General features: G+C 57.4%; 18 protein-coding genes. 7 read left to right on the top strand and 11 right to left on the bottom strand.

What is annotated here, in order from left to right:
* Window positions 1–11: 11 nt before the first annotated feature.
* A complete protein-coding gene (locus tag C3938_RS01895; protein ID WP_105101582.1) occupies window positions 12–1,367 on the bottom strand; it encodes a DUF5690 family protein in 1,356 nt (451 codons plus the stop codon).
* A 262-nt stretch (window positions 1,368–1,629) separates the two neighbouring features.
* On the opposite strand from C3938_RS01895, the gene C3938_RS01890 reads away from it, so the two are divergent.
* The gene (locus C3938_RS01890) at window positions 1,630–4,209 is read left to right on the top strand and encodes a TonB-dependent receptor (RefSeq protein WP_105101581.1); all 2,580 of its coding nucleotides are present in this window, start codon (window positions 1,630–1,632) and stop codon (window positions 4,207–4,209) included.
* Between the two features lie 126 nt (window positions 4,210–4,335).
* Here C3938_RS01890 and C3938_RS01885 read toward each other — a convergent pair whose 3' ends face one another.
* From C3938_RS01885 to C3938_RS01875, 3 genes are all read right to left on the bottom strand, one after another.
* The gene (locus C3938_RS01885) at window positions 4,336–5,781 is read right to left on the bottom strand and encodes a M23/M56 family metallopeptidase (RefSeq protein ID WP_105101580.1); all 1,446 of its coding nucleotides are present in this window, start codon (window positions 5,779–5,781) and stop codon (window positions 4,336–4,338) included.
* Entirely contained in the window at window positions 5,774–6,172 is a 399-nt protein-coding gene (locus C3938_RS01880; protein WP_105101579.1) for a BlaI/MecI/CopY family transcriptional regulator, read from the bottom strand. The genes C3938_RS01885 and C3938_RS01880 overlap by 8 nt, the downstream gene beginning before the upstream one ends.
* Before the next feature lie 163 nt (window positions 6,173–6,335).
* Window positions 6,336–7,994 carry an acyl-CoA dehydrogenase family protein gene (locus C3938_RS01875; RefSeq protein WP_105101578.1) on the bottom strand — a complete coding sequence of 553 codons (1,659 nt, stop codon included), beginning with the start codon at window positions 7,992–7,994 and terminating at the stop codon, window positions 6,336–6,338.
* Between the two features lie 152 nt (window positions 7,995–8,146).
* Here C3938_RS01875 and C3938_RS01870 point away from each other — a divergent pair, with 152 nt between their 5' ends.
* A complete protein-coding gene (locus tag C3938_RS01870) occupies window positions 8,147–8,629 on the top strand; it encodes a DMT family protein (RefSeq protein WP_418903559.1) in 483 nt (160 codons plus the stop codon).
* 67 nt (window positions 8,630–8,696) lie between these two features.
* On the top strand, window positions 8,697–9,662 hold the full coding sequence (locus tag C3938_RS01865) for a DUF4862 family protein (protein ID WP_105101577.1): 966 nt from the start codon (window positions 8,697–8,699) through the stop codon (window positions 9,660–9,662).
* Window positions 9,663–9,714: 52 nt separating this feature from the next.
* Here the strand turns inward: C3938_RS01865 and C3938_RS01860 are convergent, their stop codons facing one another.
* Window positions 9,715–10,113 (bottom strand): DUF2750 domain-containing protein, encoded by a 399-nt coding sequence (locus tag C3938_RS01860; RefSeq protein ID WP_233998597.1) that lies wholly within the window; start codon window positions 10,111–10,113, stop codon window positions 9,715–9,717.
* 219 nt (window positions 10,114–10,332) lie between these two features.
* Between C3938_RS01860 and C3938_RS01855 the strand changes: the two genes are divergently transcribed.
* On the top strand, window positions 10,333–11,157 hold the full coding sequence (locus C3938_RS01855; protein WP_105101575.1) for an alpha/beta fold hydrolase: 825 nt from the start codon (window positions 10,333–10,335) through the stop codon (window positions 11,155–11,157).
* A gap of 112 nt (window positions 11,158–11,269) precedes the next feature.
* Here the strand turns inward: C3938_RS01855 and C3938_RS01850 are convergent, their stop codons facing one another.
* Both C3938_RS01850 and C3938_RS01845 read right to left on the bottom strand, forming a co-directional pair.
* Window positions 11,270–12,229 carry an ornithine cyclodeaminase family protein gene (locus tag C3938_RS01850; protein WP_105101574.1) on the bottom strand — a complete coding sequence of 320 codons (960 nt, stop codon included), beginning with the start codon at window positions 12,227–12,229 and terminating at the stop codon, window positions 11,270–11,272.
* A 32-nt stretch (window positions 12,230–12,261) separates the two neighbouring features.
* Complete coding sequence (locus C3938_RS01845; RefSeq protein WP_233998595.1) at window positions 12,262–13,554, bottom strand: proline racemase family protein; 1,293 nt, start codon at window positions 13,552–13,554, stop codon at window positions 12,262–12,264.
* Window positions 13,555–13,611: 57 nt separating this feature from the next.
* Here C3938_RS01845 and C3938_RS01840 point away from each other — a divergent pair, with 57 nt between their 5' ends.
* The gene (locus tag C3938_RS01840; protein WP_105101572.1) at window positions 13,612–14,484 is read left to right on the top strand and encodes a GntR family transcriptional regulator; all 873 of its coding nucleotides are present in this window, start codon (window positions 13,612–13,614) and stop codon (window positions 14,482–14,484) included.
* A gap of 59 nt (window positions 14,485–14,543) precedes the next feature.
* Here C3938_RS01840 and C3938_RS01835 read toward each other — a convergent pair whose 3' ends face one another.
* The 3 genes from C3938_RS01835 to C3938_RS01825 form a co-directional block, all read right to left on the bottom strand.
* Window positions 14,544–15,512 (bottom strand): proline racemase family protein, encoded by a 969-nt coding sequence (locus tag C3938_RS01835; protein ID WP_199775467.1) that lies wholly within the window; start codon window positions 15,510–15,512, stop codon window positions 14,544–14,546.
* A 69-nt stretch (window positions 15,513–15,581) separates the two neighbouring features.
* The gene (locus C3938_RS01830; RefSeq protein ID WP_105101570.1) at window positions 15,582–17,177 is read right to left on the bottom strand and encodes an aldehyde dehydrogenase (NADP(+)); all 1,596 of its coding nucleotides are present in this window, start codon (window positions 17,175–17,177) and stop codon (window positions 15,582–15,584) included.
* A 4-nt stretch (window positions 17,178–17,181) separates the two neighbouring features.
* Window positions 17,182–18,081, bottom strand: coding sequence for a dihydrodipicolinate synthase family protein (locus C3938_RS01825; protein WP_105101569.1), 900 nt, complete (start codon window positions 18,079–18,081; stop codon window positions 17,182–17,184).
* 207 nt (window positions 18,082–18,288) lie between these two features.
* On the opposite strand from C3938_RS01825, the gene pepQ reads away from it, so the two are divergent.
* Both pepQ and C3938_RS01815 read left to right on the top strand, forming a co-directional pair.
* Window positions 18,289–19,668, top strand: coding sequence for a Xaa-Pro dipeptidase (gene pepQ / locus C3938_RS01820; RefSeq protein WP_105101568.1), 1,380 nt, complete (start codon window positions 18,289–18,291; stop codon window positions 19,666–19,668).
* 29 nt (window positions 19,669–19,697) lie between these two features.
* Window positions 19,698–20,963, top strand: coding sequence for an NAD(P)/FAD-dependent oxidoreductase (locus C3938_RS01815; protein ID WP_105101567.1), 1,266 nt, complete (start codon window positions 19,698–19,700; stop codon window positions 20,961–20,963).
* Between the two features lie 305 nt (window positions 20,964–21,268).
* Here C3938_RS01815 and C3938_RS01810 read toward each other — a convergent pair whose 3' ends face one another.
* Window positions 21,269–24,106, bottom strand: coding sequence for a TonB-dependent receptor plug domain-containing protein (locus C3938_RS01810; protein WP_105101566.1), 2,838 nt, complete (start codon window positions 24,104–24,106; stop codon window positions 21,269–21,271).
* Window positions 24,107–24,186: the final 80 nt, after the last annotated feature.

Below are 24,186 nucleotides of genomic sequence, written 5' to 3'. Positions count from 1 at the left end.
GTTTTCTTTTATCAGGTGGATATCGTTGCGGCAGGTGTCGACGCCGAGTGGTCATGGGACAGACCTGGATCGAGTTTGCGGAAATACAACAGGGATACGACGATGAGCAGCATGCAGGCAGCGCCGGTGGCGTAGCTGAATTGGAGGGTAAACGGCAGCCATGCCAGATCCGGTTGCGCAAAGGTTTTGTAAAGCAGAACGCAGATGCTTCCAGCGTAGCCGGAGGCATCTGCGAGGTAGATCAGAAAGCCTGCGTTGGCGATGGAGCGTGTGGCGGCCACCAGACGCTCGAACAGCAGGCAGTTGAACGGGATAAATCCCATATACAGGCCGGTGTTGATCGCGATCATCCAGCTGGCGCCGTCGATCCAATGGTTTTCAAAGGCGTAGGTGGCCGCAATGCACAGCAGGCCACCGCCTGCGACAACCAACTGATTACACACCAATGCCAGATAATTGCTGCGGATAAACATCAGCAGCCAAAGGCTGCCCAGCACCACGAAAGTAACGGGCAGTGTGCTGGTGAGGAATACCTCTGGCGTTTCGCCATAGCCAAGGGCCAGCCACAGTTCTGCGGCAAAGTTATCGGTAAAGTCGCGAAACGCGGTAAGGAACACGTACACCGCCACCAGTGCGGTGAGCCCGATACCCGTCTCGCGCAGCAGCTCGCCGCGCATGGCACCGTTCATTGGCGGCCGCGGTTTGCGCGCCACCCTATCATCCGCATTCGGCGCGGGTGTTCTCGCCAGCAACCACACAGAAACCAGTAATGGGGGAATAAACAGCGCGCCCACGAGGGCTGGCATCCACAGCTCAGGTACTTGCCATTCCACCAGTAAATAGGCGGCCACGGCTTTTACCGCACCGGACGATACGATCAGTGCCGCGCACAGGATCGCTCCCAGCGCCTCCGTTACCCGGCGCCCCTCGAGATAGCTGAATACCAGTCCCCACACCATACCCAGGGGAATGCCATTGATAAAAAGCATGATCACATTGATCGGCGCTGGCAGCAGGGCGAATCCCACCAGCGCCAGGTGGCTGATCAGCAGCATGCCGATCAGAATCCACGCGCGACGTTGGGGTTGCATTTCCGACACCACTTTGATGCCGGCGAATTTCGACAGGGCATAGCCCAATACCTGGGCAATGATCAGAGCGGTCTTGTAATCCATGGCGTAGTGCCAGCCTTCGATCTCGCTGAATGTCGCGGCACTGAATGGCTTGCGGAATGCGTACATACAAAAGTAGGTCGAGAAGGCGGCGAGCCCGGAAAACAGGATCAGTGCAATGGTACTGCTCCTGTTTTGGCCATCGAATGACTTCGATTCACCGGTTGCGGTATTGCTGCGGCTTTCTGTGTGCACGTGGCCCCCGATATTTTTTGGTCTAGACCAAATGCTAGTGGCGGATGGTTGCAGTTTTGTGACTGCGAGGTGACATTCGTCGGCATCGAATCGGGGGAGAAAACGTTTGCGCGCGGTAAGAAATCCGGAAAACAAAATTAACCATCCTGTTACAAAAGCGTCACAACATCGCTCTAGCATTCTGGTCTAGTCCAGATGTGCACGGGCGAAATAATTCCTGGATACAGAATCTGATTGAAACTGACTAATAAAGGGGTGGAGGATGACTCGTCTCAAATTACTGCCGATGGCCATTGCATTGGTGGCGGCACACGGTGTACACGCACAGGAAATGGTCACAAAAGCGGCTGAACAGTCCGGGGCGGAAGGTGCGATCGAAGAGATCATAGTGTTGGGCAGTATGTTTGATACCGAACTGCGCGCTCTGGGTCTGCAGCGGGCATCCGACCGGATCGTAAACGTGGTGTCCGCCGATGGTATTGGCAAGCTGCCCGACCGCAATGCGGCGGAAGCGGTGCAACGCGTTTCAGGTGTTTCCATCGAGCGCGATCAGGGCGAAGGGCGCTTTGTGGCCGTGCGCGGCCTGCCATCCGAATGGAGTTCATCGAGCCTGAACGGACACCGTCTTCCCTCCGCGGAAGAGGAAACCACCTCCCGCGCTACCGCATTCGATTTTTTTCCATCGGAACTCATCGAACGCATCGAAGTGACCAAGGCGGTTACCGCGGATCAGGAGGGGGATTCCATCGGTGGTAACGTCAACTTCGTAACCCGCACCGCGCCGGAGTCCCGTACTCTGGATATCTCTGTGGCTGGCGGTTACGCCGACAAAGCCGATGGCGATATCAAGTCACTCAATCTGCTGTTCGGCGATCGCACCGAAGACGGGAAATTCGGTTATATCGTCAACATGACCGGCTGGAGCCGCGACTGGGCCACCGACAACTATGAGCCTCGCCGCGACGGCAATGGCATCTACCGTCTGGAACTGCGTGACTACACCGGTAACCGCGAAACACTCGGCATGAACCTGGGGGCGGAGTACAACTTCAGCGATGACGACCGCGTCTTTGTGCGTGGGCTCTACGGCACCCTGGCCGATAATGAAACCCACTACAAGCACCGCCTGCGTTTCGACAAGGACCGTATTGAGCTGCAACATATTCGCAATGAACTGATTACGGAAATGAAAGGCTTCGAGTTCGGCGGCGAACATGCTCTGAGTGAAACCTCCAGACTCGACTGGAGCCTGGCCAGCTACGACAACGAATTTCACTATGGTGCGATTCCCAACGGCGAAGACCGCTCCTATTTTGTGGTGCGTTTTGACCAGAAAAATGTTGGTTATGAAGGTCTTGGTGACGATGGACTGGCGTACAACACCATCGATGGCGGAACCGATCCGGGCGATGCCATTTCCACTCACCTGCCAGACGGCTTCGTCATGGACCCGAGCCAGGCTGCACTGTCCTGGGTGGAGCTGTACAAGGTCTATCTCAACGAGAAAGACAAGGTGGTTGCCTCATTTGATTTCACCAGTGAACTTACCAGTGAACTGGAACTGAAAATGGGTATGAAGTATCGAGATAAGGAACGCGTGTCCGTATTTTCCGACGAGTTCTATGAGTGGACCGGCGAAAACCCGGTGCTACTGTCCGATTTTGCCCTGTCGGATCAACCCGGCCGCGATGAATACCTGGATGATGTGAACGTGGATTACGCCTCGCAGTTCTCCCAGGTGGCGTCCATGTCGGATCTGACGCGTTTCTGGAACGAGAACCGCGATCAGTTCCGCCTGGTGGAGGGAGAGTCTGCACTGGTTAGCAACGGCAATGCGCTTGGCCGCAACTTCGAGCTGGCCGAGCAGCATTTGGCTGGCTACGGTATGGCCACCTACCACATGAATGACCGCACCACGGTAGTGGCGGGCCTTCGCCTGGAGCAGACTACCACCGAAGTGGACAGCCAGGTCTATGTGGAAGACGAAAACGGCGAGGGTCACCTGGAACCGTTCAACGGCAAGAAAGACTACCTCTCGGTGTTGCCGTCCGCGCATCTGAAATATGCCCTGACAGAAGACAGCAACCTGCGCCTGGCCCTGACCCGCACGTTTGCCCGCCCCAACTTTGGCGACCTGAACCCCGGTGGCTATTATGCGGAGCACGACAATGAATTCCTCGGCGGCAATGCCGAACTTGAACCCACCTACTCGTGGAATGTGGACGCCATTTACGAACACTACTTTGGTGACGCGGGCCTGGTTTCCGCCGGGTATTTTTACAAAGATATTACCGACCCGATTTTCGATGCAGTACAGGAAGGCAACTACAACGGAAAATCCGGTGTGGATATTTACCGCCCGGAAAATGGTGATGACGCCTGGTTGCACGGGCTGGAATTCAACCTGATCCGCAAGCTCGACTTCCTGCCCGGCGCGCTGGCCAACCTCGGGGTGTCTGCCAACGTGACCGTAATGGATTCAGAAATGACCATTCCAGGCCGCGATGGAACCGTGCCGATTTCCCGCCAGGCGGACCTGCTGCACAACATCGCTATGTACTACGACGATGGCGACTTCTCCCTGCGTCTGGCTCAGAACCACAAGGGCGAATATGTGGAAGAGCACGGCGGGAATCCGGATGAGGACCAGTTCTATGGCAAATACACCAGCCTGGATCTGAGCGCCAATTACACCGTCAATGATCGCCTGGTGATTTTCGCGGAGGCCATCAACCTCACCGACGAACCTCTGACCTATTACATCGGCAGTGAAGACCGTCCCAAGCAGGTGGAGTACTACGGTGTGCGCGGCCAGCTCGGCGTGCGTTACAGCTTCTACTGAGTCCGGATCTGGAGCCCCGAGGCTCCAGAAACCAGGCATTGGAAACTCCCTATCGTTCCTCGTTTGCCCCGCCATTCGGCGGGGCTTTTTTCTGAACTGCCTGTCAGCACCATAGCAACCTGCGCGCTAGTGTTTTGCGAGCACCATCACCTGCTGCCGCGCAAGAAAGGGTACCTGGCTTGCGGGATCAATCACCTCGCCGTCCTGGTGCAGTTCCCAGTGCAGATGCGGTCCCGTGGCCTTGCCGGTGCTGCCCACCAGACCGAGGACCTGGCCCTGCACTACTTTTTCCCCTTTGTTTACCAGGCGCTTGTCCAGATGCGCATAGAGGGTTTCCGTACCATTGCCATGGTCGATTATTATCACCTCACCACTGGCACCTTTGGTACCGGAGAAGGTGACCACGCCCGCCTTGGGTACCTGTACCTGGGTGCCGCGGGGGGCGCTTAGATCGACGCCCTTGTGCAGGCGTTTTTTATTGTGTTCGGCGTCTTTGATCGGCCAGGGCCTCATACCGAAACTGGATGTCACTTTCGCGTCGGGCAGAGGATGGATGAATACCTCCGCGACCTTGTCGGCCAGTGCCAGCTGCGGCTGCAGGCTCAACAGCAGGGCGCCGCCGAGGGTCGCGGCCCACAGTACCCTGTTGGAACGCTTGCGGGCGCCCAGTTTGCCGTCCAGAATATGGCGGATTCTCATGGTGAAACTCCTTTGGTTTTGCGTTGAGAATGCCGCGACAGGATCATTGCCGTGAGCTGTCGCGGTTTGGCGGAGGGTCTTCAGCATTGCTTCTGCATAGGCCCTCCGCCGTTTCGGGTTTTCTTTTCTGAGTACCTGTTCGTCACAACCCAGTTCCAGGGCGTTCACCGCCAATCTCGCCAGTGCTTTCAACGGCCAGTTGAACCACAGCACGGCCGCCATCCATTGCAGGCCCAGCACCGCCAGCGGATCCCGTTGCGCCAGGTGTTCCAGTTCGTGGCGGACGACCAGGCGAATCTGTTCGAGGGACAGGTTGTCGAGCATCCACTGGCTGAATACCAGTGTCGGAGTCGGCAGGGCGGTGGCGAAAGGGGAGATGCGCTGCTGCACCAGAACCAGTTTCAATTTTTTCGGCGCGTCTTCCACGCCCAGGTGCCGCGCCAGTTCCCCCTCGGCCGGGATTGGCTTACCGTGCCTCACCAGCGCGAGCAGTCGCCACTGACCCAATACCAGGCGCCCCAGGCTGGTGGCTGCGCCCAGTGCCCAGATCCAGCCCCAGGCGATGAACACCCAGGACCAGGAAAGGGCGGTGTCCTGGATTTCGGTGGTGGAAAGTGTTGCGTGGACGGCTGCCTGGGTTGGCGCGGTGATTGCCGGCAGGCTGAGTTGAATGGCCGGCGCGTTGCCCGCGGTGGGCAGGAATCCCAGACAAAAGCTGGCGAAGGTCAGCACCGCGGCGGCGAGCCAGGGCTCGCGCCAGCGATTGAGCCAGTCCAGACGGCGTGAGAGCAGTACCAGTGTCGCCAACGCGAGGGCGCCGACGGCCAGGGAAATGAGGCTGGACAGGGCCAGTTGCGCAAGCCACTCAATCATCGCCGTGGTCCTGCGCCTTTTTGGCTTCGCCTTCCTGTGCCAGTAGCGCTTCCAGTTCCATCAACTCGGCTTTGCTGAGCAGCTCACTGCCGGCGAAGAAGGAAACCGGCACCGGTCCCTTGATCTCCAGCACACGCTCCGCGAAATCCCTCGCATACGCCGCCAGGGTGTGGACCTTATCCGCCTTGGCTTCGAAAACCTTCAACCCGTGCACGTCAAACGCCTGTAACAGGTCCTTGTCCTGCATGCGGTCCAGCGTCTTGCGCGTAGAGGAGTAGGACCATCCAAGGTGTTCTTCAATCTGCTGGTGAATCTCGCGGGCGCTGAGGGGCGATTGCTGCCAGAGGGCCTTGAGGATTGCCAGCTCGGATGCCGAGGGTTGCGGTTTCATAGCGACGTGCCTTGTGACTTGTGGGGCAAGTATGCGACCATTGTCGCATGAGTGCAACATCTGTCGCTATTGGCCTTCAAAGCCGGACAGTCAACGGAGGGGTGAGAGACGTGGCGTTTTCTGTAGGAGCCTGCAGGCAGGCTCCTACAGAAACAGGGTGTGTTTAGACGCTCAGCGGATTACCGCGCTCGATAATGGCTTTTACATCCACGCCCACCGGCAGGGTGCCGGTATTGCCGATGCCCTGGGCACCCAGGCGCGAGGTGATAAACCCTTCGGCGACCGCGCTGTTGCCGGACTGCATCAGCAGGTGGCTCTGCATGGTCAGTGCCAGCTGGTCGACAATGTGTCGGGCGCGGTATTCGATATCGTCCATGTTCGCGAGCTGGTTTTTCAGTTGCGCAATGGCGCGGTCGTAGCGCAGGTCGCTGCCTTTGCTCTGTTCCAGTTCATCGAACCAGTTGCCGAGCACGGCCGGGGTTTTGGCGATGGCGCGCAGCACATCTAACGCCTGGATATTGCCGGAACCCTCCCAGATGGCGTTGATCGGTGCATCGCGGTAGAGGCGGGCGGTAATGAAGTTTTCAATCACGCCGTTGCCGCCGAGACATTCCATGGCTTCGTACGCGTGGTGCGGGGTGCGCTTGCAGATCCAGTATTTGCCCACTGCGGTGCCGAGGCGCATCAGCAGTTTCTGTTGCTCGTTGTCGAGATGATCCATCGCCTGCGCCATGCGCATGGTTATGGCGACGGAGCCTTCCACCTCCAGCTGCAGGTCCGCGAGGACATTCTGCATCAGCGGCTGGTCGATCAGATTCTTGCCAAAAGCGCTGCGCTGGCTGGTGTGATAGATCGCCTGCACCACCGCCTGGCGCTGGCCGCCACTGGAGCCGATCATGCAGTCGAAGCGGGTGGCGGACACCATTTCAATGATCGCCGGTACCCCGCGCCCCTCTTCGCCCACCAGCCAGCCGAGCGCGCCGCGCAATTCGATTTCCGAGGAGGCATTGGAGACGTTGCCGGCCTTGTTCTTGAGCCGCTGCACCTGGATCGGATTTTTTGTACCGTCCGGACGCCAGCGTGGTACCAGAAAACAGCTCAACCCCACCTCGGTCTGCGCCAGCATCAGGAAAGCGTCGCACATGGGGGCGGAAGTGAACCACTTGTGGCCGACCAGTTCGTAGCTGCCATCACCGACCGGGGTGGCGGTGGTGGTGTTGGCGCGCACATCGGAGCCGCCCTGTTTTTCCGTCATGCCCATGCCGATGGTGAGTGCGGACTTTTCCGTGTGCGGGCGGTTGCTGGGGTCGTAGCCGCGATCGGTGATTTTCGGCAGCCATTCCTTCGCCAGCGCAGGTGTCAGGTTGATGGAGGGTACCGAGGCAAATGTCATGGTGATCGGGCAGCCGTGGCCGGATTCCACCTGGCTGTGCAGGTAGTATTTGGCGGCGCGCACGACATGGGCGCCGGGCTTCGGGTCTGTCCAGGGTGCGGAGTGCAGGCCTTCGCTCAGCGCCAGTTGCATCAACTGGTGGTAGGCGGGGTGGTAGTTGACCTGGTCGATGCGGTTGCCCACGCGGTCGTGGGGTTCAAATTCCGGTTTGTAGTGGTTGGCCTGGAATCCCCGGTCGATCCACTCCGGCCGGCCGCAGATCTCGCCGTAGCGCTGCAGGTCGTCCTCTCCCCAGTGGCCGCCGTTGCGGGCGACAGCATCCCTGAGCGCGGCATCGCCGGCATAGAGGTTGTGGCCCTGCAGCGGCCTGGGTTGATTGAGTACCGCGTGGGTACTGGCAAGGTCGGAAGGCGCGTGAGGTGTACTCATGGATCTTCTCTCTATATTGTTTTTCGCAGGCCGCAGCGGCAAGCATAGCCAGCCCACATGATGGCGTTGTGGAATATCCTAGAGGTTTGCACCCGATGAGACTTGTCTTGCGGCGCCGGATTGATTGGCCGCATGTGCCAGATTTGTATGTCGTGGAAAGGACGGCCGCCAATCACGCTACCCGCGCGGTCACTGAATACGCTTTGCCGGCGACGGATTCCGGTGTAAAAAGCGCGCCTGTGGAGCAACTCTGCTCCGTTTCCATTCGGTACCCAATCGTGCATCCAATCCTGACAGCGACATCATTGCTGGTGATCAGTAATATATTCATGACCTTCGCCTGGTACTCCCACCTCAAGGAGCTGAGTCACAAACCCTGGATCATCGCGGCGCTGTTGAGTTGGGGTATAGCGCTGTTTGAATACCTGTTCCAGGTACCTGCCAACCGGGTAGGCTACTCGGCGCTGAACGTGGGGCAGCTCAAGATTCTGCAGGAGGTGATCACACTCTCGGTTTTCGTGCCGTTTGCGGTGTACTACCTGAAAGAGCCGCTGAAACTGGACTATCTGTGGGCAGGGCTGTGTATTCTCGGGGCCGTGTTCTTTATTTTTCGCAGCAAGTGGGCCGGTGCCTGAGCCTGTGCCGCGGGGTAGAATCCGCAACCCCAATGGCTTGCATTCCTACAGCGAAAAAGGAAACACAATGACGGGATTTTACGTGGGTGCCTATGCGACGGCGCCGGTGACATCTACCTGGGACGCAGAGGTCCAGACGGCGTATTTCAATGGCCTCAAAGGCATTCCCGGTATCCGCGGGCTCGAACACCCGTTTACCGGCACGTTGCACGGGCAGGATGACGACTGGTTTCTCGCCAATATCGATCCGGGTTGGGACTACGTATTTACCGGCATCCCCGGGGTAATGGGGCGCCTGGGGCAAGACGCGAGTTTTGGTATTGCGTCCAGCGCGGAAGCGGGGCGTCAGGCGGCGCTGGCGTTTTATGAGTCCGCGCGACAGGCGGTTCTCAAGCTCAATCGCCATCTGGGTCGCCAGGCGGTAAAGGCGATGATGATTCACACCGCTCCGCGCCTGGCAGAGAGCGTTCATCCGGATGGGGCGGCGCTGCTGGCTTCACTGCAGGAATTGGTGTCCTGGGATTGGGACGGCGCCGCGCTGGTCATCGAGCACTGCGACACCCTTATCGAGGGCCAGGCGCCATCCAAAGGTTTTCTGACCATTGGGGCTGAGATCGAAGCCATTGCCGAAGTGAACCGCAGAACCGGTGGTGACATGGGCCTGTGCATCAACTGGGGACGCTCGGCGCTGGAAACACGCAGTGTGGAGGGGCCTGTGCAACATATCGAGGCGGCGCGCGCCGCCGGGCTGCTGCGCGGGCTGATGTTCTCCGGTGTCTCCGGTGCAGAGGGGCCCTACGGTGCCTGGGCGGATACCCATATGCCACCGGCGGGGGCACCGGGTGAGGGATTCTTTGAGCCTGTTTCCATGCTCGATGAAACGGAGTTCCGCCGCTGCGTGCAGGCCGCTAACCCGCAAGCGCTGGACTACCTGGGCATCAAGATCGGTGTGCGTCCGGAGTCCCTGAACGGGGAGGAGCGCCTGGCCTTTATCGAAAGCGCACTGCAGATGCTACAGCGCGCGGTTGGTTGATTGCCCCGCTGACGCCTCACACAAAAAGCAAGCGGGTGTTGCGCCCGCTTGCTCAGAATCGCGCGAGTTCGTCGCGCAGGTCCTGGCCGAGATCGTCCGATCCGGTCATCCAGACGCTTTTGTCCGCACCGGGAAACACGCCGATCTCGATGCCATCCTTGTGGAGCCCGGGGAGCCAGCGATTCAGGAACTGGGGCAGGGGGATACTGCGGGGCTTCAGATCGCTGTCGTCCGCGGCGTAGTTCTCGGCAAATGCGGCGCTCGGCCACAGGGGCAGATACTCGAACTCCCCCAGATCCTCCGCGTGCAGCTTGAGGAAATGCTCCTCGCTATTGACCAGAATCCACACCTCCCGCTCTTCGCCAACGGCATCCAGGAAGTATTCATAGCGCGCTTCGCAGTCCAACTCGAGGATCGCTTTCAGCTCGTCATTGCTCATCGCTTCAGTCACTCTCTGCTCAGGGGGGAACGGAGCAAGATTACGCTACTCTCCACTCTTGTCCCAATGCTTTCTCCGGGAAACACGGGGTGGGGCGTCGCGGGCGGAGTTTCCGGGGTCTGCTAGTCTGGCTAGATCGGGTCAGCCGGATTCCCTCCGGGCCTGGCCGCCAATTCTTCCTTCCCGACCAACGCTTACCAAAACCCTATCGCGAGCTGCGAGGAGTGCACGATGCCGACAATTACCACCAAGGATGGCGCAGAGATTTTTTACAGGGACTGGGGCAGTGGACAGCCCATTGTGTTTCACCACGGCTGGCCGTTGAGTGGCGATGACTGGGACGCGCAGATGCTGTTTTTCGTACAGCGGGGATTTCGCGTTATTGCACATGATCGCCGTGGTCATGGACGTTCCAGTCAGATCGACAGCGGGCACGATATGGATCACTACGCCATGGACGTCGCGGCGGTCACCGAGCATCTTGGGCTGAGCGACGCGGTGCATGTGGGGCACTCCACCGGCGGTGGTGAAGCGGCGAGTTACGTGGCGCGGTTTGGCAAGGGCCGGGTGGATAAACTGGTGATTATCGGTGCGGTGCCTCCCATCATGGTGAAAAGTGACAGTAACCCGGAGGGCACACCACTCGAAGTATTCGATGACTTTCGCAAGCAACTGGCGGCCAATCGCGCACAGTTTTATCTGGACGTGGCCAGCGGTCCCTTCTATGGCTTCAACCGGGATGGCGCGGAGGTATCCGAAGGCGCTATACGCAACTGGTGGCGCCAGGGCATGATGGGTAGCGCGCTGGCGCACTACCACGGCATCAAGGCATTTTCGGAAACCGACTTCACCGAAGACCTGAAGAAAATCGAAGTGCCCACTCTGGTAATGCACGGTGACGACGATCAGGTGGTACCGATCAAAGCCTCCGCAATCAAGTCTGCGGAAATCCTCAAGGATGCCACCCTGAAGGTGTACAAGGGATACTCCCACGGTATGGCGACCACCCATGCGGAGGAAATCAATAACGACATTCTCGCCTTCCTCCAACGTTGAGCGCTGAAGGGGTGTGGGACGGTATATCCAGTTCCACCATATTTATCAGGGCAGCGTCGTGCCTCCGCCGGACTTCTGCTGAAGAAGGGTACAAGCCGGTATCGTGATCTTGTTAAACGGCCACGGAGACTGTGGCCTCTTTGAGTTGTGCGTGAACAAGGGATGCCGCAACGAGGTCTTCGAGGGCATGGCCGACGGATTTGAAGCAGGTTACGCCTTTTCGGGCAACGGGGGCTGGCGATTGACACAGGGAGGGAAGGTCGCCAAGTACCGAAGCCTCTGTAATAACACCGCTCTTCAGGGGCAAACAGAGGTCGCCGGTTTCCGAGAGTGCGTGTGGCATCACGTCGACATACAGGGCGGCACGTTTTATCAGTAAATCATCCGCCTCTCTCATATCTGGCCGGTAGGCGCCGACGAGATCAATGTGCTGGGCGGCGTTGAGCCATTTGCCGTACAGCAGTGGCGTTTTACTCAGGGTGGCGCAGCTGACGATATCGGCTTGGGCCATACCTGTCTGCAGGTCATCACACAGGGATATCGTCCATGGCATGCCCGCAAGAGCGTCCGCGAGCTGTTGCGCCTTGGCACGCGAGCGGCCCCAGATAAGTACCTTCTCAATAGGGCGCACGCATGCGTGCGCTCGGATCAGCTCTGGTGCCAGGGTCCCGGTCCCTACCATCAGCAATGTGCTGGCGCCGATGGGGGCGAGATAATCCGCCGCGAGTGCGGAGGCCGCGGCTGTGCGCATGGCGGTGATACTGGCCGCATCCATGATCGCCTGTGGCTCTCCGGTACGAGCATCGAAAAGTGCATATTGTCCCTGAATGGAGGGAAGATCGCGATTGTCCGGCGCGACCATCACGGTTTTTACGCCCAAAAAACCGTCGGCTTGCCAGGCGGGCATGAGCAGCAGGGTATTTTCGTGTTGATGTTCACGGGAGTATTGGAAATGGTGATGGTGCCGCTGGGGTGCCTCAATATTCCGACTGCGAAAAGCTTCCCGCAGTGCGTTGATCAGCTGCGGATAATGTATGGTCTTGCGAATGGTTTCGGCGTTAATAAACTTCATGGACTCTTTCGAAGTATTCCGGTTGATTGTGGTTAACCCAGAAGAAATCCGTCTTTCAGTGGATCATCTGGATCGATATAAAAGTGGTTTTTACCCGTGATGTAAGCCGTACCTGTGATTTCGGGTACTACGGCGGGAATGCCCGCGTATTCGAGCCTCTGGACGGTTTTACCAAGAAAGCAACTGCCGCTGATACTTTCGGCGATGAGCGTCTGCTGCTCTGAGATCAGCCCCTGATCCAGATGTAGAGCCATCCGGCCGGAAACACCAGAACCCGTTGGGGACCGGTCGAGTTCTCCATCGGCAAATACGCAGACATTGCGGCTGCGTAGTGATGATGCGCTTTTACCTTGCGTACCTGGCGGATTCCGGAGCGCCTCCATATCCATGAATATGGTTCCGTACAAAAACCCGAGGTCGGACTCCGCAGGGTGCCGAACCGGTGGGCCATCTTTCAGCAGCGCGGATTTGATCGCGCGCCCCGCCCGGATTATTTGTTCGGTGTTTGCAGGCTCCAGTGTAAAGGGCAGTTGCGCGGCGTCTACATAAGCATAAAAGGCTCCGCCATAGGCAATGTCATACTGAATCTTCCCAAGCCCTGGCACATCGATGGTTTGCCCGCGTGCGGTGACAAAGGAAGGAACACATTGGAATCGTGTGGAGGTCACGCGGCCGCACTCATCCACTTTCGCAAATGCGTGAATCCGGCCACATGGAGCATCAATGGTTACCGGCACTTCACGTGCCGGTGCTTCAGTGACAGATACATCCGCGTCGAAATTTTCGCGCTCAACCCAGCCCAGTTCAACGGCAAGTTTCGCCAGGGCAATCACCGCGTGACCACACATGGTGCTGAAGCCTTCGTTATGCAGAAACAGGGCTCCGAAGTGGGCACCGGCATCATTCGGTGGAATCACAATGGCCCCATACATGTCACGATGCCCGCGCGGTTCCCACATTAGTCTCCGCCGCAGGTGATCGAGATGGCGTTGTGCAAAGCGCCTTTTGGCCAGAACGCTATCCCCTTCCAGTGGAAGGGTGTTGCCCAGAATAACGCGTAGAGGCTCTCCTCCTGTATGCATGTCAATGGTGTCGAGCCGTGTCCACCCCCGAGTAAGCCCCGTCGGAATTTCCAGGGTCAGGCCCTGCCTGTGGGAAGAATAGAAATCCGCTTCCATTGCTGTCCTGCGCGCGTCAATTATTGTTATTGGCGACAATAACAATAATTGCTTTTGGATGCAATGAATGATCGGCGAGGGGGACTCTTGCTCAACTTTTCTAACATGAGCGATACTGCGTCCCCTGTGTAAAAAATTTACCTGCATACGGCTTCACCTGGCGCCCGGAGGCGTTGAGGTGACCGCAACCATAGCGCTGGTTAAATGACGATTACTGAATTTATCAAATCCGATGTGAAGGCTGTTCTTCAGGCGGAAGGTCGCCTGCCTTACAAACTGACTCTGGGTGCCATGTCTGAGCACTACAAAGTCAGTTTGACACCCGTTCGCCACGCCGTGGACGAGCTGGTGGATGAAGGGGTGATCCGTCGCAAAGACAACGGGCGCCTGGAAGCGCAGCCAGAGGTGCTCAAGGGAGTGGTGCTTGAGCCACCGAAAGAAGATGCGACCGATCGAAAGCTGTACGACATCATTCGGCAGGATGTGATTACTCGCAGCTTGAAGCAGGATACGGAATACCTTCGTGAGCAGGCCACGGCCGAACAATATGGGGCTGGCCGTACCGTGGTGCGGCAGATCTTTTCTCGCCTGGCAGGTGCCGGTTTGATTGAGCATGTGCCCCGCTGCGGGTGGCGTGTGCACCCGTTCAGCGAACAGGATATGCACGACTATCTGGATATTCGCGAAATACTGGAGCTGAAGGCACTGGATCTGGCCCGCGGACATTTCACCGACGATGAGCTGGAAAAGTTACTCAAGGCGAACAAACCCGCGCGGGGCAACGCGAAATCTGAACTGGATCTGGATCTGCACGACTACTGGATTGAACGCTGCGGAAATCGATATATTTCCGAGTTTTTCAAGCGCTACAGCCCTTTTTACAACGCGTTGTTCAATTACGCGGTCATTGATGAAAAGGTAAAGCGGGAGATGGCGCGCGAGCATTGTGAAATCGTCGAATGCCTGCTGGTAAAAGACTGGAAAGGTGCGCGCAAAGCCCTGAGCCTGCATATCCGGGATCAGCGCGAAGCGGTTTCGCGAATGATCGAGTATCTCCAGCAGAAAACGCGTGCGTAGATAGGAAACCGAGGTGGAAGCAGGTAAAAAGGCTTGCCCGTGGGCAAGCCTTTTTACCTTCAGAAACCGTGGGCAAACGGATCTTCCGGATCAAAAATCACGCTGGTTTCCGCGCTGATATATGCACTTCCGGTAATCGTGGGAACAATCCTGTTTTGCACGGATCCCGCATCCGGTGAAGGTTGCACGGAGCCCTCAAAAATACTGCCGATAATGCTTTCCTGGCGCCAGATCTGGCCTGGTTTTATGACACCATCACTGTGAAGACAGGCCAGTTTTGCACTGGTGCCTGTACCACAGGGTGAGCGGTCGTATGCCTTGCCCGGGCACAGCACAAAATTTTTACTGTCTGCCGTGGCCGGGTCTGAAGGTGGTGCGAACAGTTCGATATGGTCTATTTCTTCGCCGTGCTCGCCGAAAATCCTCTGCTCCCGTAACGCCTGACGCACCCGCCAGCAAAAGTCAGTAAGGTGATCGGTGTTGTCGGCACTGATGTGTTGTCGGTGATCGGAGATCAGGAAAAACCAGTTGCCGCCCCATGCGATGTCTCCGCTGAAACCACCGATCCCATCAACGTACACGGGCACGCCCTTGCGGTAGCGATAGCTCGGCACATTTTCCACGCTCACACGGTGGTTGTTGTGAAGTACAAAGGTGACGACGCCTACAGGCGTTTCAATACGGTGAGTGCCGGGGGCAATCGCCCCGATTCGGGCCAGAGTGACAGCGAGGCCGATGGTGCCGTGACCGCACATCCCCAAATAACCGACGTTATTGAAAAATATTACACCGGCGGCATTGTCCGGATTCTGCGGCGGGCAGAGCAACGCGCCGACCATCACGTCGGAACCGCGGGGCTCCCGGATCAGCGCGGTACGCAGGTAGTCAAATTTCTCCTGAAAGAGCGCCAGCCGTTCCGCCATACTGCCATTCCCCAGGTCGGGGCCGCCACTGACAACAACCCGGGTGGGCTCACCGCCCGTGTGGGAATCCACCACTTTTAAGCCATGCTCATGATTACCGTACACGAGTGCTCTCCTAATCATTCTTATAGTTTGTACTCAAAAATTATCCGCGCACACATTGTGTGGGCCGGGTCAGCCGAGTGGGGCTCTGGTCCAGTTTCCGTCCACGGAACGCCAGGCTCCCAGAGGATTGGCGTCCTGTAGCAGTGGCGGCAAGCGCTGGGGGCGTACGTTGTCATAGCAGTCAAGTTTGCTGAAGCGGATCAGTGAGGCCGGTACCCCCACGGCGGTGAACCCGGGATGACCGGAAGCGGGGAAGGGGCCGCCGTGGTTCATCGCTGGGGATACCGCAACACCGGTGGGCATTTTGTCATTCAGCAGTCGACCCACCTTCTCACGCAGCACGGGCGCGAGCAAATCGTAATCCGCATCGTCGTCGCCATTGACGGACGAGTACATGCACCCGGTGAGGTTGCCCTCCAGGCTGCGCAGAATGGCCATTGTCTGCTCGGTGCTTTCGCTGGTAACCAGTAGGGCTGCATTGCCGAATGCTTCGGTCTGAAAGGCCGCAGGATCTCGCAGGAAACTCTCCCCCGGCACGCGCAGGAGGGTATTGGGAACACAGAAGCGGGATTCGTCCACCGCTGTGCTGGTGGTGACAGGAATCGCCCCCGCCGCGGTTAACTGCGTAATGGCCTGTTGCAACCCGTGCATGGTGCCCGCGCTCAGCAGGGTGCCGGGCTTGGCGCCGTCGAACAGTTCGCCGCAACGGGCAATAAACCGCTCACCCTCGCCATTGGACGGCACAATGACAAGCCCCGGGTTTGTACAGAACTGGCCACTGCCCATCAGGCAACTGCCGGCAAATTCCTGCGCAAGTTCCGCACCCCGTTCGCGCAGGGCGCCGGGCAGCATCACAACCGGGTTAATACTGGATAACTCCGCATAAAACGGGATACCGACCTTGTCTGCCGCCTGCTTCAGGGCTAACCCCGCGTGCCGGGAACCGGTAAATGCCGCGGCACCCAGGCGCCGATCCTGCATGAGCCTGTAGCCGTCTTCGCGGCCGATGGCATAGAGCATCTGTACCGTGGCCAGAGGCAATCCCACGTTGTTCAGCGCCTGCAGTGCCAGCTGTGCCAGCTTGTGGCAGGTGCCAGGGTGTGCGGTATGCGCCTTGGCGATGACGGGGTTGCCGGCAGCGATAGCTGCGGCAAAGTCGCCGCCAGCCAGACCGTTGAAGGCCAGGGGAAAGTTGTTCGGACCGAAGATGGCCACCGGGCCTATGGGGCCCCGCACACTGCGGATATTGGCTGCGCTATCAATGGTGGCTTGTGCCCAGGATCCCTCGCGGGCCGCTTCGGCGGCTGCGCGGAGCTGCCCGGTGGTACGAGGGAGTTCAACATCGCGCAATCTTGGTGCCAGCGGCAAGCCGGTTTCCTCATGTGCCAGCGCACATAGTTCGTCTGCGCTTGCTTCAATGGCATCGGCGAATGTTTCCAGAAAACGTGCGCGGGTCTCCGCCGGAATACTTCTCAGAGCGTTAGCGGCACGGCAGGATGCTTCCAGCGCGGCTTCACAGTCGCGCCAGCTGGAAATCGGATACGTGCGATCGATAGGCGATGCCGTGGACGGGTTGTCTGGCTGGAAGCGGCCGGTTTCGGCCGCTTGTCGCCACTCATCCGCAATCAGTACGGGGGCTATATACAGGGCGAATTCTCCAGTCATTGTGTTACCTGATCACCGGGCGTGTGGCAATTGCGGTGTGAATGATATTCAGCACTGACTCTCGCTCAGCACCTGTCAGTGACAGGCGCGGGTTGCGGCAGAGTTCGCTCCCGAAGCCACACTCCTGTACCGCGAGCTTGATGTACTGCACCAGCTTGGGTTTGGTGTCCAGGTGAAGCAGGGGGGTGTACCAGCGGTATACCTTGCGTGCTTCTGCATAGTTGCCGCTGGTGGCCAGGTCCCACATCAGGCGGTTTTCCTGAGGAAAGGCGTTGACCAGTCCTGAGATCCAGCCGTGGGCGCCAAGCGCAACACTTTCCAGCGCGAGATCGTCCACGCCGCAGAACAGGACAAAGTCATCGCTCACGAGATTGGCGATGTCTGTCAGGCGGCGCGGGTCGTTGGACGCTTCTTTGACGGCGACGATATTGCTCACTTTGGAGAGTTCTGCCACGGCTTCGGCAGAAACATCTACGCCATAGCATACGGGATTGTTGTAAACCATCACCGGCAGTTCGGTTGCCGCGGCGACACCGCGAATGTGCGTGACGATTTCGTTCGCATCGGCTTTGTAGGACATGGGTGGCAACACCATAAGGCCATCTACCCCAGCCTCTTTGGCGGCGCGGGCGAAATCACAGGCCTGGGTGGTGGTGTATTCAGACACGCCGGTAAGCACCGGCACTCGCCCGTTCACATGTTTGACGGTTGCGGCAAGTACCTCGATTTTCTCCTCCAGACTGAGAGAGCAATTTTCTCCCACCGTGCCGAGCATCACGAGGCCATTGATACCCGCATCCAGCATAACGTCGAGATGCTTCAGGGTGGCTGGAATGTTCAGGCTTTCGTCGGCGTTGAACTGGGTGGTGGCTGCGGGGAACACGCCGCTCCAATTGATTTGCATGTGATTTCCTCATCATCGTGTAGAGGGGCTAACGGGATTCAAGGTGCTCTGAGAAAAAGCACTTTGTGTTTATTTGTTATTGTGTACAATAAGTAAAGTTTTCGGGACCTGTCAACCGGAATTTCGCTTTCTGGTCAGTTCAACGTGGTATCGGAACCCAGAGAGAAAGACCGCGAGACATCACAACATTATTTTGGAGATTGACCGATGCCGCTGGCTAACCTGTACCAACTTCATATAGAGGAAATCATTCGCCGCCATACCCGGGCGATGACATTTCACGGGTATACCCGGCTGGTAATCTATTCCGGCGCGGCGCAGCTGCCATTTCTTGATGACAATCACTACACCTTCAAGGTAAACCCCCATTTCAAACATTGGGTGCCGCTGCTGGAGCATCCGCAGTGCGCGATTGACTTCCGGCTTGGGGAAAAGCCCCGCCTCATCTATTTTCAGCCGAAGGATTATTGGCACACGCCGCCTGCGGACCCGCAGGGTTACTGGACCGACGCGTTCGACATCCAGCTTGCGATCTCATTTGAGGAGGTTGTTAATGCGCTCGAAGGGGAGACTGATCACTGTGCACTGATCGCGGAGGATGCCTCCTGCTTGCCGCAGCTTCCCAAGTCGAAGCTGAACCCGGCGGCTTTGATTGATGAACTTCACTACCATCGCGCGTACAAAACGGACTATGAGGCGGAGTGCCTGCGCCGCGCCAACACCCTGAGTGCCGCAGGGCATCTGGCGGCGAGGGACGTATTCCTGGCGGGGGGGACCGAACTGGATATTCACCACGCTTACCTGGCCGGGGTTGGTGTTCAGGAAGCGGAACTGCCTTACGCCAATATCGTCGCGGTCAACGCCCATAGTTCAGTGCTGCATTATCATGGTGCTGACCGCGAGAAGATGCCCGCCTCGGAAATCCATTCTCTGGTTATCGATGCCGGTGCGGGATATCTGGGATATGCAAGTGACATTACCCGCAGCTACGCATTCCGCGCCGGTGAATATGCCGATTTGCTGAACGCGGTGGATGTTGCGCAGCAAACGCTGGTTTCGGAAGTTGCCATCGGGAAGAATTTTGCCGATCTACACTGGCGGGCACACTACCTGATCGCCTGCATTCTGCGGGACTTTGATTTTGTCACTATGTCGCCGGAAGACATGGTGATCGAAGGTATCACCAGGATCTTTTTCCCCTGCGGTTTGGGGCATTTCATCGGGCTGCAGGTACACGATGTGGGCGGCTACCTGATGGCACCGCGGGAGCGTTCGCGTCTTCGCGATCCGCGCGCGCCTTACCTGAGGATGGCAAGAAATATTGAAGTGGGGCAGGCGTTGACGATAGAGCCCGGCATCTATTTTATGGATATGCTGCTGGATGAGCTGTCCCGTAGCAAACACAGCTACAAAGTCAACTGGGAAAAGATTGGCGTGTTTAAAAAATACGGTGGTGTACGTGTGGAAGACTGTCTGCTGGTGCACGCAGACCGAATTGAAAACCAGTCCAGAGAGGCTTTTGACTTTCTGGCGCGAAAGGCGAGTAGCGAGACTTTGACAATGGGCCGTACAGAAACGGTCGCATAGGAAACCGAAAATCGCCAGAGGTTCAGGGTATGCAAGAAGCAAACGTGCTGAATGAGATTCGCCCGATGGTGGTCATCGGTGCGGGAATTGTCGGAGTTGCCGTGGCGGAGCAGCTGCAGTACCGGGGGCACAAGGTTACTCTTATCGACCGGGAATCTCCCGGGCGGGGCTGCTCCTACGGAAATGCCGGACATTTCGCCACCGACGTTGTGTTGCCGCTGGCGAACATGAAAACTATTTTGTCAGTTCCCAAACTGTTGATGGACCCTCTCGGGCCTCTATCCATCCGCTGGAGCTACTTTCACAAAGCCCTGCCGTGGCTGATGCGATTTGCGATGGCGGCTGCACCGGGGAATGTAGAACGATCCTGTCAGCATTTGCGTGCGCTCAATGGTCGCTCCATCGAAAGCTACGACCGCTTGCTCGGCCGCACCGGTCTGACGGACCTGATGACCAAGCGCGGAGCCTTGACGGTGTACGAGCGTCCGGACTCCGCGCACAGGAACCAGTCGACGGTTGATCTGCTTAAGGGATATGGTGTCGAAATCCAGTCACTTGCCGCGGACGAAATTCGGGCACTGGAGCCGGCGTTGGGACCGGCGGTTGCGGGGGGGCTCTATTTCCCCCGTACAGCGCATACCACTAATCCATATCGATTGGTGACGTGCCTTGCCCAGTCGTTTATGTGCGGAGGGGGAGAAACCCTGCGCGATGAAGTGGTCGGCCTGGAAAATGCCAGTGGTTCGGTCGACATCCGCCTTTCGAGTGGGAAAAAGATTTCCGCGCAGCGGCTGGTCATCGCCACCGGCAGCTGGTCGAAGAAATTTGCGCAACAGCTGGGGTACCGGGTGCCGTTGGATACCGAGCGTGGTTATCACCTGATGTTGCCGAACGCCGGTTGTGAACTGACACGGCCATTGGTGTCCTTCGAGCGTTCGTTCGTGATGACACCTATGGAGGAAGGATTACGTCTTGCTGGAACCGTTGAGTTGGCGGGGCTTGAAGCTGAGCCGAATTACGCCAGAGCAGATATCCTGTTCAAGCACGCGCAATCGCTGTTACCGGGCATTGAGAATCGTGGGGCGACCCGTTGGATGGGATTCCGTCCCTCACTGCCGGATTCACTCCCGGTCTTGGGCATTGCTCCGGAGAACCCCCGGCTGGCCTTCGCTTTTGGCCACCAACATCTCGGACTGACGCAGGCGGCAATCACGGCGGAGTTGGTAGCGGATCAACTAGAAGGCAAGGCCCCTGAAATTGATCTTTCGCCATTCAGTATCAAGCGGTTTCAATAAGATCCGCGGGGGAGATTGTTTACCCTTCATTTCCCCCGGGCATGTTGTGCAACATCATCCTCAGCAGGGATACATCATAAATTCGGATTTCGTATCACTCTCCTTTAACCGACATTCAAGGTCCCGGCTGCAGCCGGGATTTTTTTAACGGACCTTCTCGGGAAGGTCCAACAAGCCGAAAAAAAGCGCCGCAGAGCGGCGCAGTAAGCAGAGAGGTCCAGCAATCTCTGAAAATTCCCTTTAAGGGCAAGATCCTGTGAGATCAGGGGTGACGGTCAGGCTCAGAAGAACGGTTTTCTCGGGGATCAGAATGTCAGTTTGAGCCCCGCGTACAGATAGCGACCCAGCAGGGAGTAATTCGCGGATCCGTAAGAGGTGTAGGGGTGGTTGGTCCAGGTTTCACCGGTAAGGTTGTTCACCCCAAGATAGAGCTGGGTTGACTGTGTAATCTGGTATCCCGACCATAAGTTGAAGTAGAGGGAGTCCTCAACAACGCTGTTCTCGTAACGCTCCTTTCGGCCGTCCAGATCGATGGGACCACCCTGTGTGTATTTGGTGGTGAGACGCAGGGTGAGGTCATCGACATAGTAGGTGGTTGTCAAATCGGCCTTCCACTCGGGCACGCCAAATTCTCCCAGATAATCGGTTGTTTCCAGTTCACCCGTAAGATTGTTGGTGGATGTGTAGGAGCTTTCGAGCTGCCGGTTGGTCACAAGATTGAAGTGAAGGTCGCCCGCAAGGCCGAGCGTATCCTGCAGGTTGAACTGGTAGTCGGCTTCGATATCAATACCTGTTCTGCGTGCACCATCGGCATTGATGAATGTGTCTTTTACGGATGCCACATCGCCATTCGCCAAGCGGATGACCTGGCTGCAGAAATTGTTGTTGATACTTTCCGAATCGACACACAGGGCGAGAGTATTGCCGGCTCCGAAACGTACGATCATGTCCGAAAGGTCAATATCGTAGTAGTCGACGGAAATATTCAGCCTTTCGGTAAAGGAGGGGGTGAATACGAACCCGGCGGTAAAGGTGGTGGCCTCTTCCTCGCGCAGTTCGTCGTTCCCCTCGGAAATTACCCGGCCGCGCTGACCTTTCAGATTGGAATCCCAGCCGTCGGTGATACCGAGCGCGGCGCAGTTCTCCATACGGCGACCGTCCGCTGGCCCTCCATCGATTTGGTCCGAGTCACACGGGTCTGTCAGGTCGGTGTAGCCGATACTGGTACCGAGGAACATTTCACCCAGTTGCGGTGCGCGTACAGCCAGGGAGTAAACGCTTCTGAACCGTATACTGTCGTTCAACGTCCAGTTCAGGCCGGTCTTCCAGCTGGTAAAGTTGGCCGCTTCGGTAGAGTATTCCGCGGCGCGTACGGCGGTTTCAAATTCCAGAGACTCCATAAGCGGGAGTTCAGCCAGTAATGGTACCAGCAACTCACTATAGACTTCGTGGACCGTGCGGCTTTTGTCGTCGATTGGGGTTTGCTGTGAGCTGAGCAGTCCGGATTGCCAGAGTTCCGAGGGCTGGTAGTCGAGGTTTTCATAACGGGACTCGAATCCCGCGCCGAATTTCACTACGCCTGCCGGCAGCTTGAACAGGTCGCCAGTAAGGTTTGCCGCGAAAGAATGTTGGGTAACGTTTGTGATGGTTTCGTCGTGAACCATCAGATAATCATTCACCGCGGCGGATGCCTGGGTAAATGGAGAGAACTCGGGGCAGTTTCCCTCTTCGACACAGGGGCCTATCAAGGTAAATGTGCTGGTATCAATACGGTCGTAACGCAGGCTGTTGCCGCGTGTGAGTACCGCATCCGTGTAGCCACTGTTGATATAGGTGTCCCAGTGCCAGCCATTGCTGAATTCACCAGCAAGTGTCGCGCTGACGGCAAGATATTCGCGGTCGTTCTTGTGCCAGCGCGGGCCGGCACTGGTGAAGGTATAGGGTATTTTCAGCCAATTGTCTTCGTAGTTCGCGAGAACCTGCTGTACCGCGTCGGGAACAGTAATTCCACTTGCGGCGAGTCCTTCCTGGGTGACCCAGGTACCCCAGATAAAGTCGGGGTCGATTTCGTCATAGGACTTGGTATTGGAATACATCAGGTCGGCAGATAGCTGTGTCGTGTCAGAAAGTTCATAGGTGACACGGCTGTAGCCGTTCAGACGCTCGAATGGACTGCGGGCAAAATTGTAGGCGTTTGGATCAAAGCCACTGCCGTCGGTCGCCATCCAGCCCTGTGACAGTGCCGATGATGGCGTTCTGAGTTGGACGCCATTACCCTCGATGCCATACCAATCGAGGTCTCCATACTCTTCGTTCCATACACCGAACACATTGCCATCGATGTTGAAGTCCGGGTAGGTAATGTTGTTGTGGATGATGAAATCCGAAATGCCGTCATCGGGACCGGTATTATCCGGGTTCGGGATATAGCGCGTGCGTCCAGCGGCGCTGTCGCGCTCGCGAAACAGCAGAGGCTTTTGTTCAAAGTAATCCAGAGAAAAAGCCACATTGCCGCGGTTATTGGCAAAGTTCTCACCAAGCGTAAAGGTGATACCCCCGGTCTCGCCGCCGCCCTCCTGCGAGGTTCCTATCTGCGTGCGAACGGACATCCCCTCATAGTTATCCTTCAGAATGAAATTGACCACACCGGCCACTGCGTCTGCGCCGTATACCGCAGAGGCACCTCCGGTGAGCACTTCCACTCGCTCCACCAGTTCGCTGGGGATCATGCCGATCTCGGTCACCATGGTATTTCCATCGGTGGTGATCTGCACAGGGCGGTGTCCGTTTACCAGCGACAATGTACGCACTACCCCCAGATCGCGCATATCCAGCGCATTCAACCCTGAATTACCGAATGAATAACTACCTGAGGTCGCATCATATCCCTCGCCAAACTGCGGCATGGTGGATAGCACCTCATTGAGATTCAGTTCCCCGGTCATTTTTATGGATTCTTTATCGATGACAGACGTCGGCGAGGGGGTATCAAAGGTACTGCGCTGGATTCGCGAGCCGGTCACCACGACTTCCTCCAGACTCGCATCACCAGTGGGCGTTTGCTGAGCCTGGGCGTGAAGTAATCCGCTGTGACTTGCCGCAGCGGCAATCGCGATGGGAAGAAGTTTCTTAGGTAATTGCATTGTGGTTCACCCGTTTATTGTTATGGCTGCATTTAGATTATATTGTACGCAAGAGCAAAATAAGGGTATCCATTATTTAT

The sequence above is a fragment of the Microbulbifer pacificus genome, assembly GCF_002959965.1.
Classification (GTDB): Bacteria; Pseudomonadota; Gammaproteobacteria; order Pseudomonadales; family Cellvibrionaceae; genus Microbulbifer; species Microbulbifer pacificus_A.
This window is presented reverse-complemented; position numbering and strand designations above follow the sequence as displayed.

Bases quoted from the DNA above. Each gene is read 5' to 3' on its own strand.
- C3938_RS01890 (WP_105101581.1), top strand. From the start codon at position 1,630: ATGACTCGTCTCAAATTACTGCCGATGGCCATTGCATTGGTGGCGGCA.
- C3938_RS01885 (WP_105101580.1), bottom strand. From the start codon at position 5,781: ATGATTGAGTGGCTTGCGCAACTGGCCCTGTCCAGCCTCATTTCCCTG.
- C3938_RS01880 (WP_105101579.1), bottom strand. From the start codon at position 6,172: ATGAAACCGCAACCCTCGGCATCCGAGCTGGCAATCCTCAAGGCCCTC.
- C3938_RS01875 (WP_105101578.1), bottom strand. From the start codon at position 7,994: ATGAGTACACCTCACGCGCCTTCCGACCTTGCCAGTACCCACGCGGTA.
- C3938_RS01865 (WP_105101577.1), top strand. From the start codon at position 8,697: ATGACGGGATTTTACGTGGGTGCCTATGCGACGGCGCCGGTGACATCT.
- C3938_RS01855 (WP_105101575.1), top strand. From the start codon at position 10,333: ATGCCGACAATTACCACCAAGGATGGCGCAGAGATTTTTTACAGGGAC.
- C3938_RS01850 (WP_105101574.1), bottom strand. From the start codon at position 12,229: ATGAAGTTTATTAACGCCGAAACCATTCGCAAGACCATACATTATCCG.
- C3938_RS01845 (WP_233998595.1), bottom strand. From the start codon at position 13,554: ATGCAGGTAAATTTTTTACACAGGGGACGCAGTATCGCTCATGTTAGA.
- C3938_RS01840 (WP_105101572.1), top strand. From the start codon at position 13,612: ATGACGATTACTGAATTTATCAAATCCGATGTGAAGGCTGTTCTTCAG.
- C3938_RS01830 (WP_105101570.1), bottom strand. From the start codon at position 17,177: ATGACTGGAGAATTCGCCCTGTATATAGCCCCCGTACTGATTGCGGAT.
- C3938_RS01825 (WP_105101569.1), bottom strand. From the start codon at position 18,081: ATGCAAATCAATTGGAGCGGCGTGTTCCCCGCAGCCACCACCCAGTTC.
- pepQ (WP_105101568.1), top strand. From the start codon at position 18,289: ATGCCGCTGGCTAACCTGTACCAACTTCATATAGAGGAAATCATTCGC.
- C3938_RS01815 (WP_105101567.1), top strand. From the start codon at position 19,698: ATGCAAGAAGCAAACGTGCTGAATGAGATTCGCCCGATGGTGGTCATC.
- C3938_RS01810 (WP_105101566.1), bottom strand. From the start codon at position 24,106: ATGCAATTACCTAAGAAACTTCTTCCCATCGCGATTGCCGCTGCGGCA.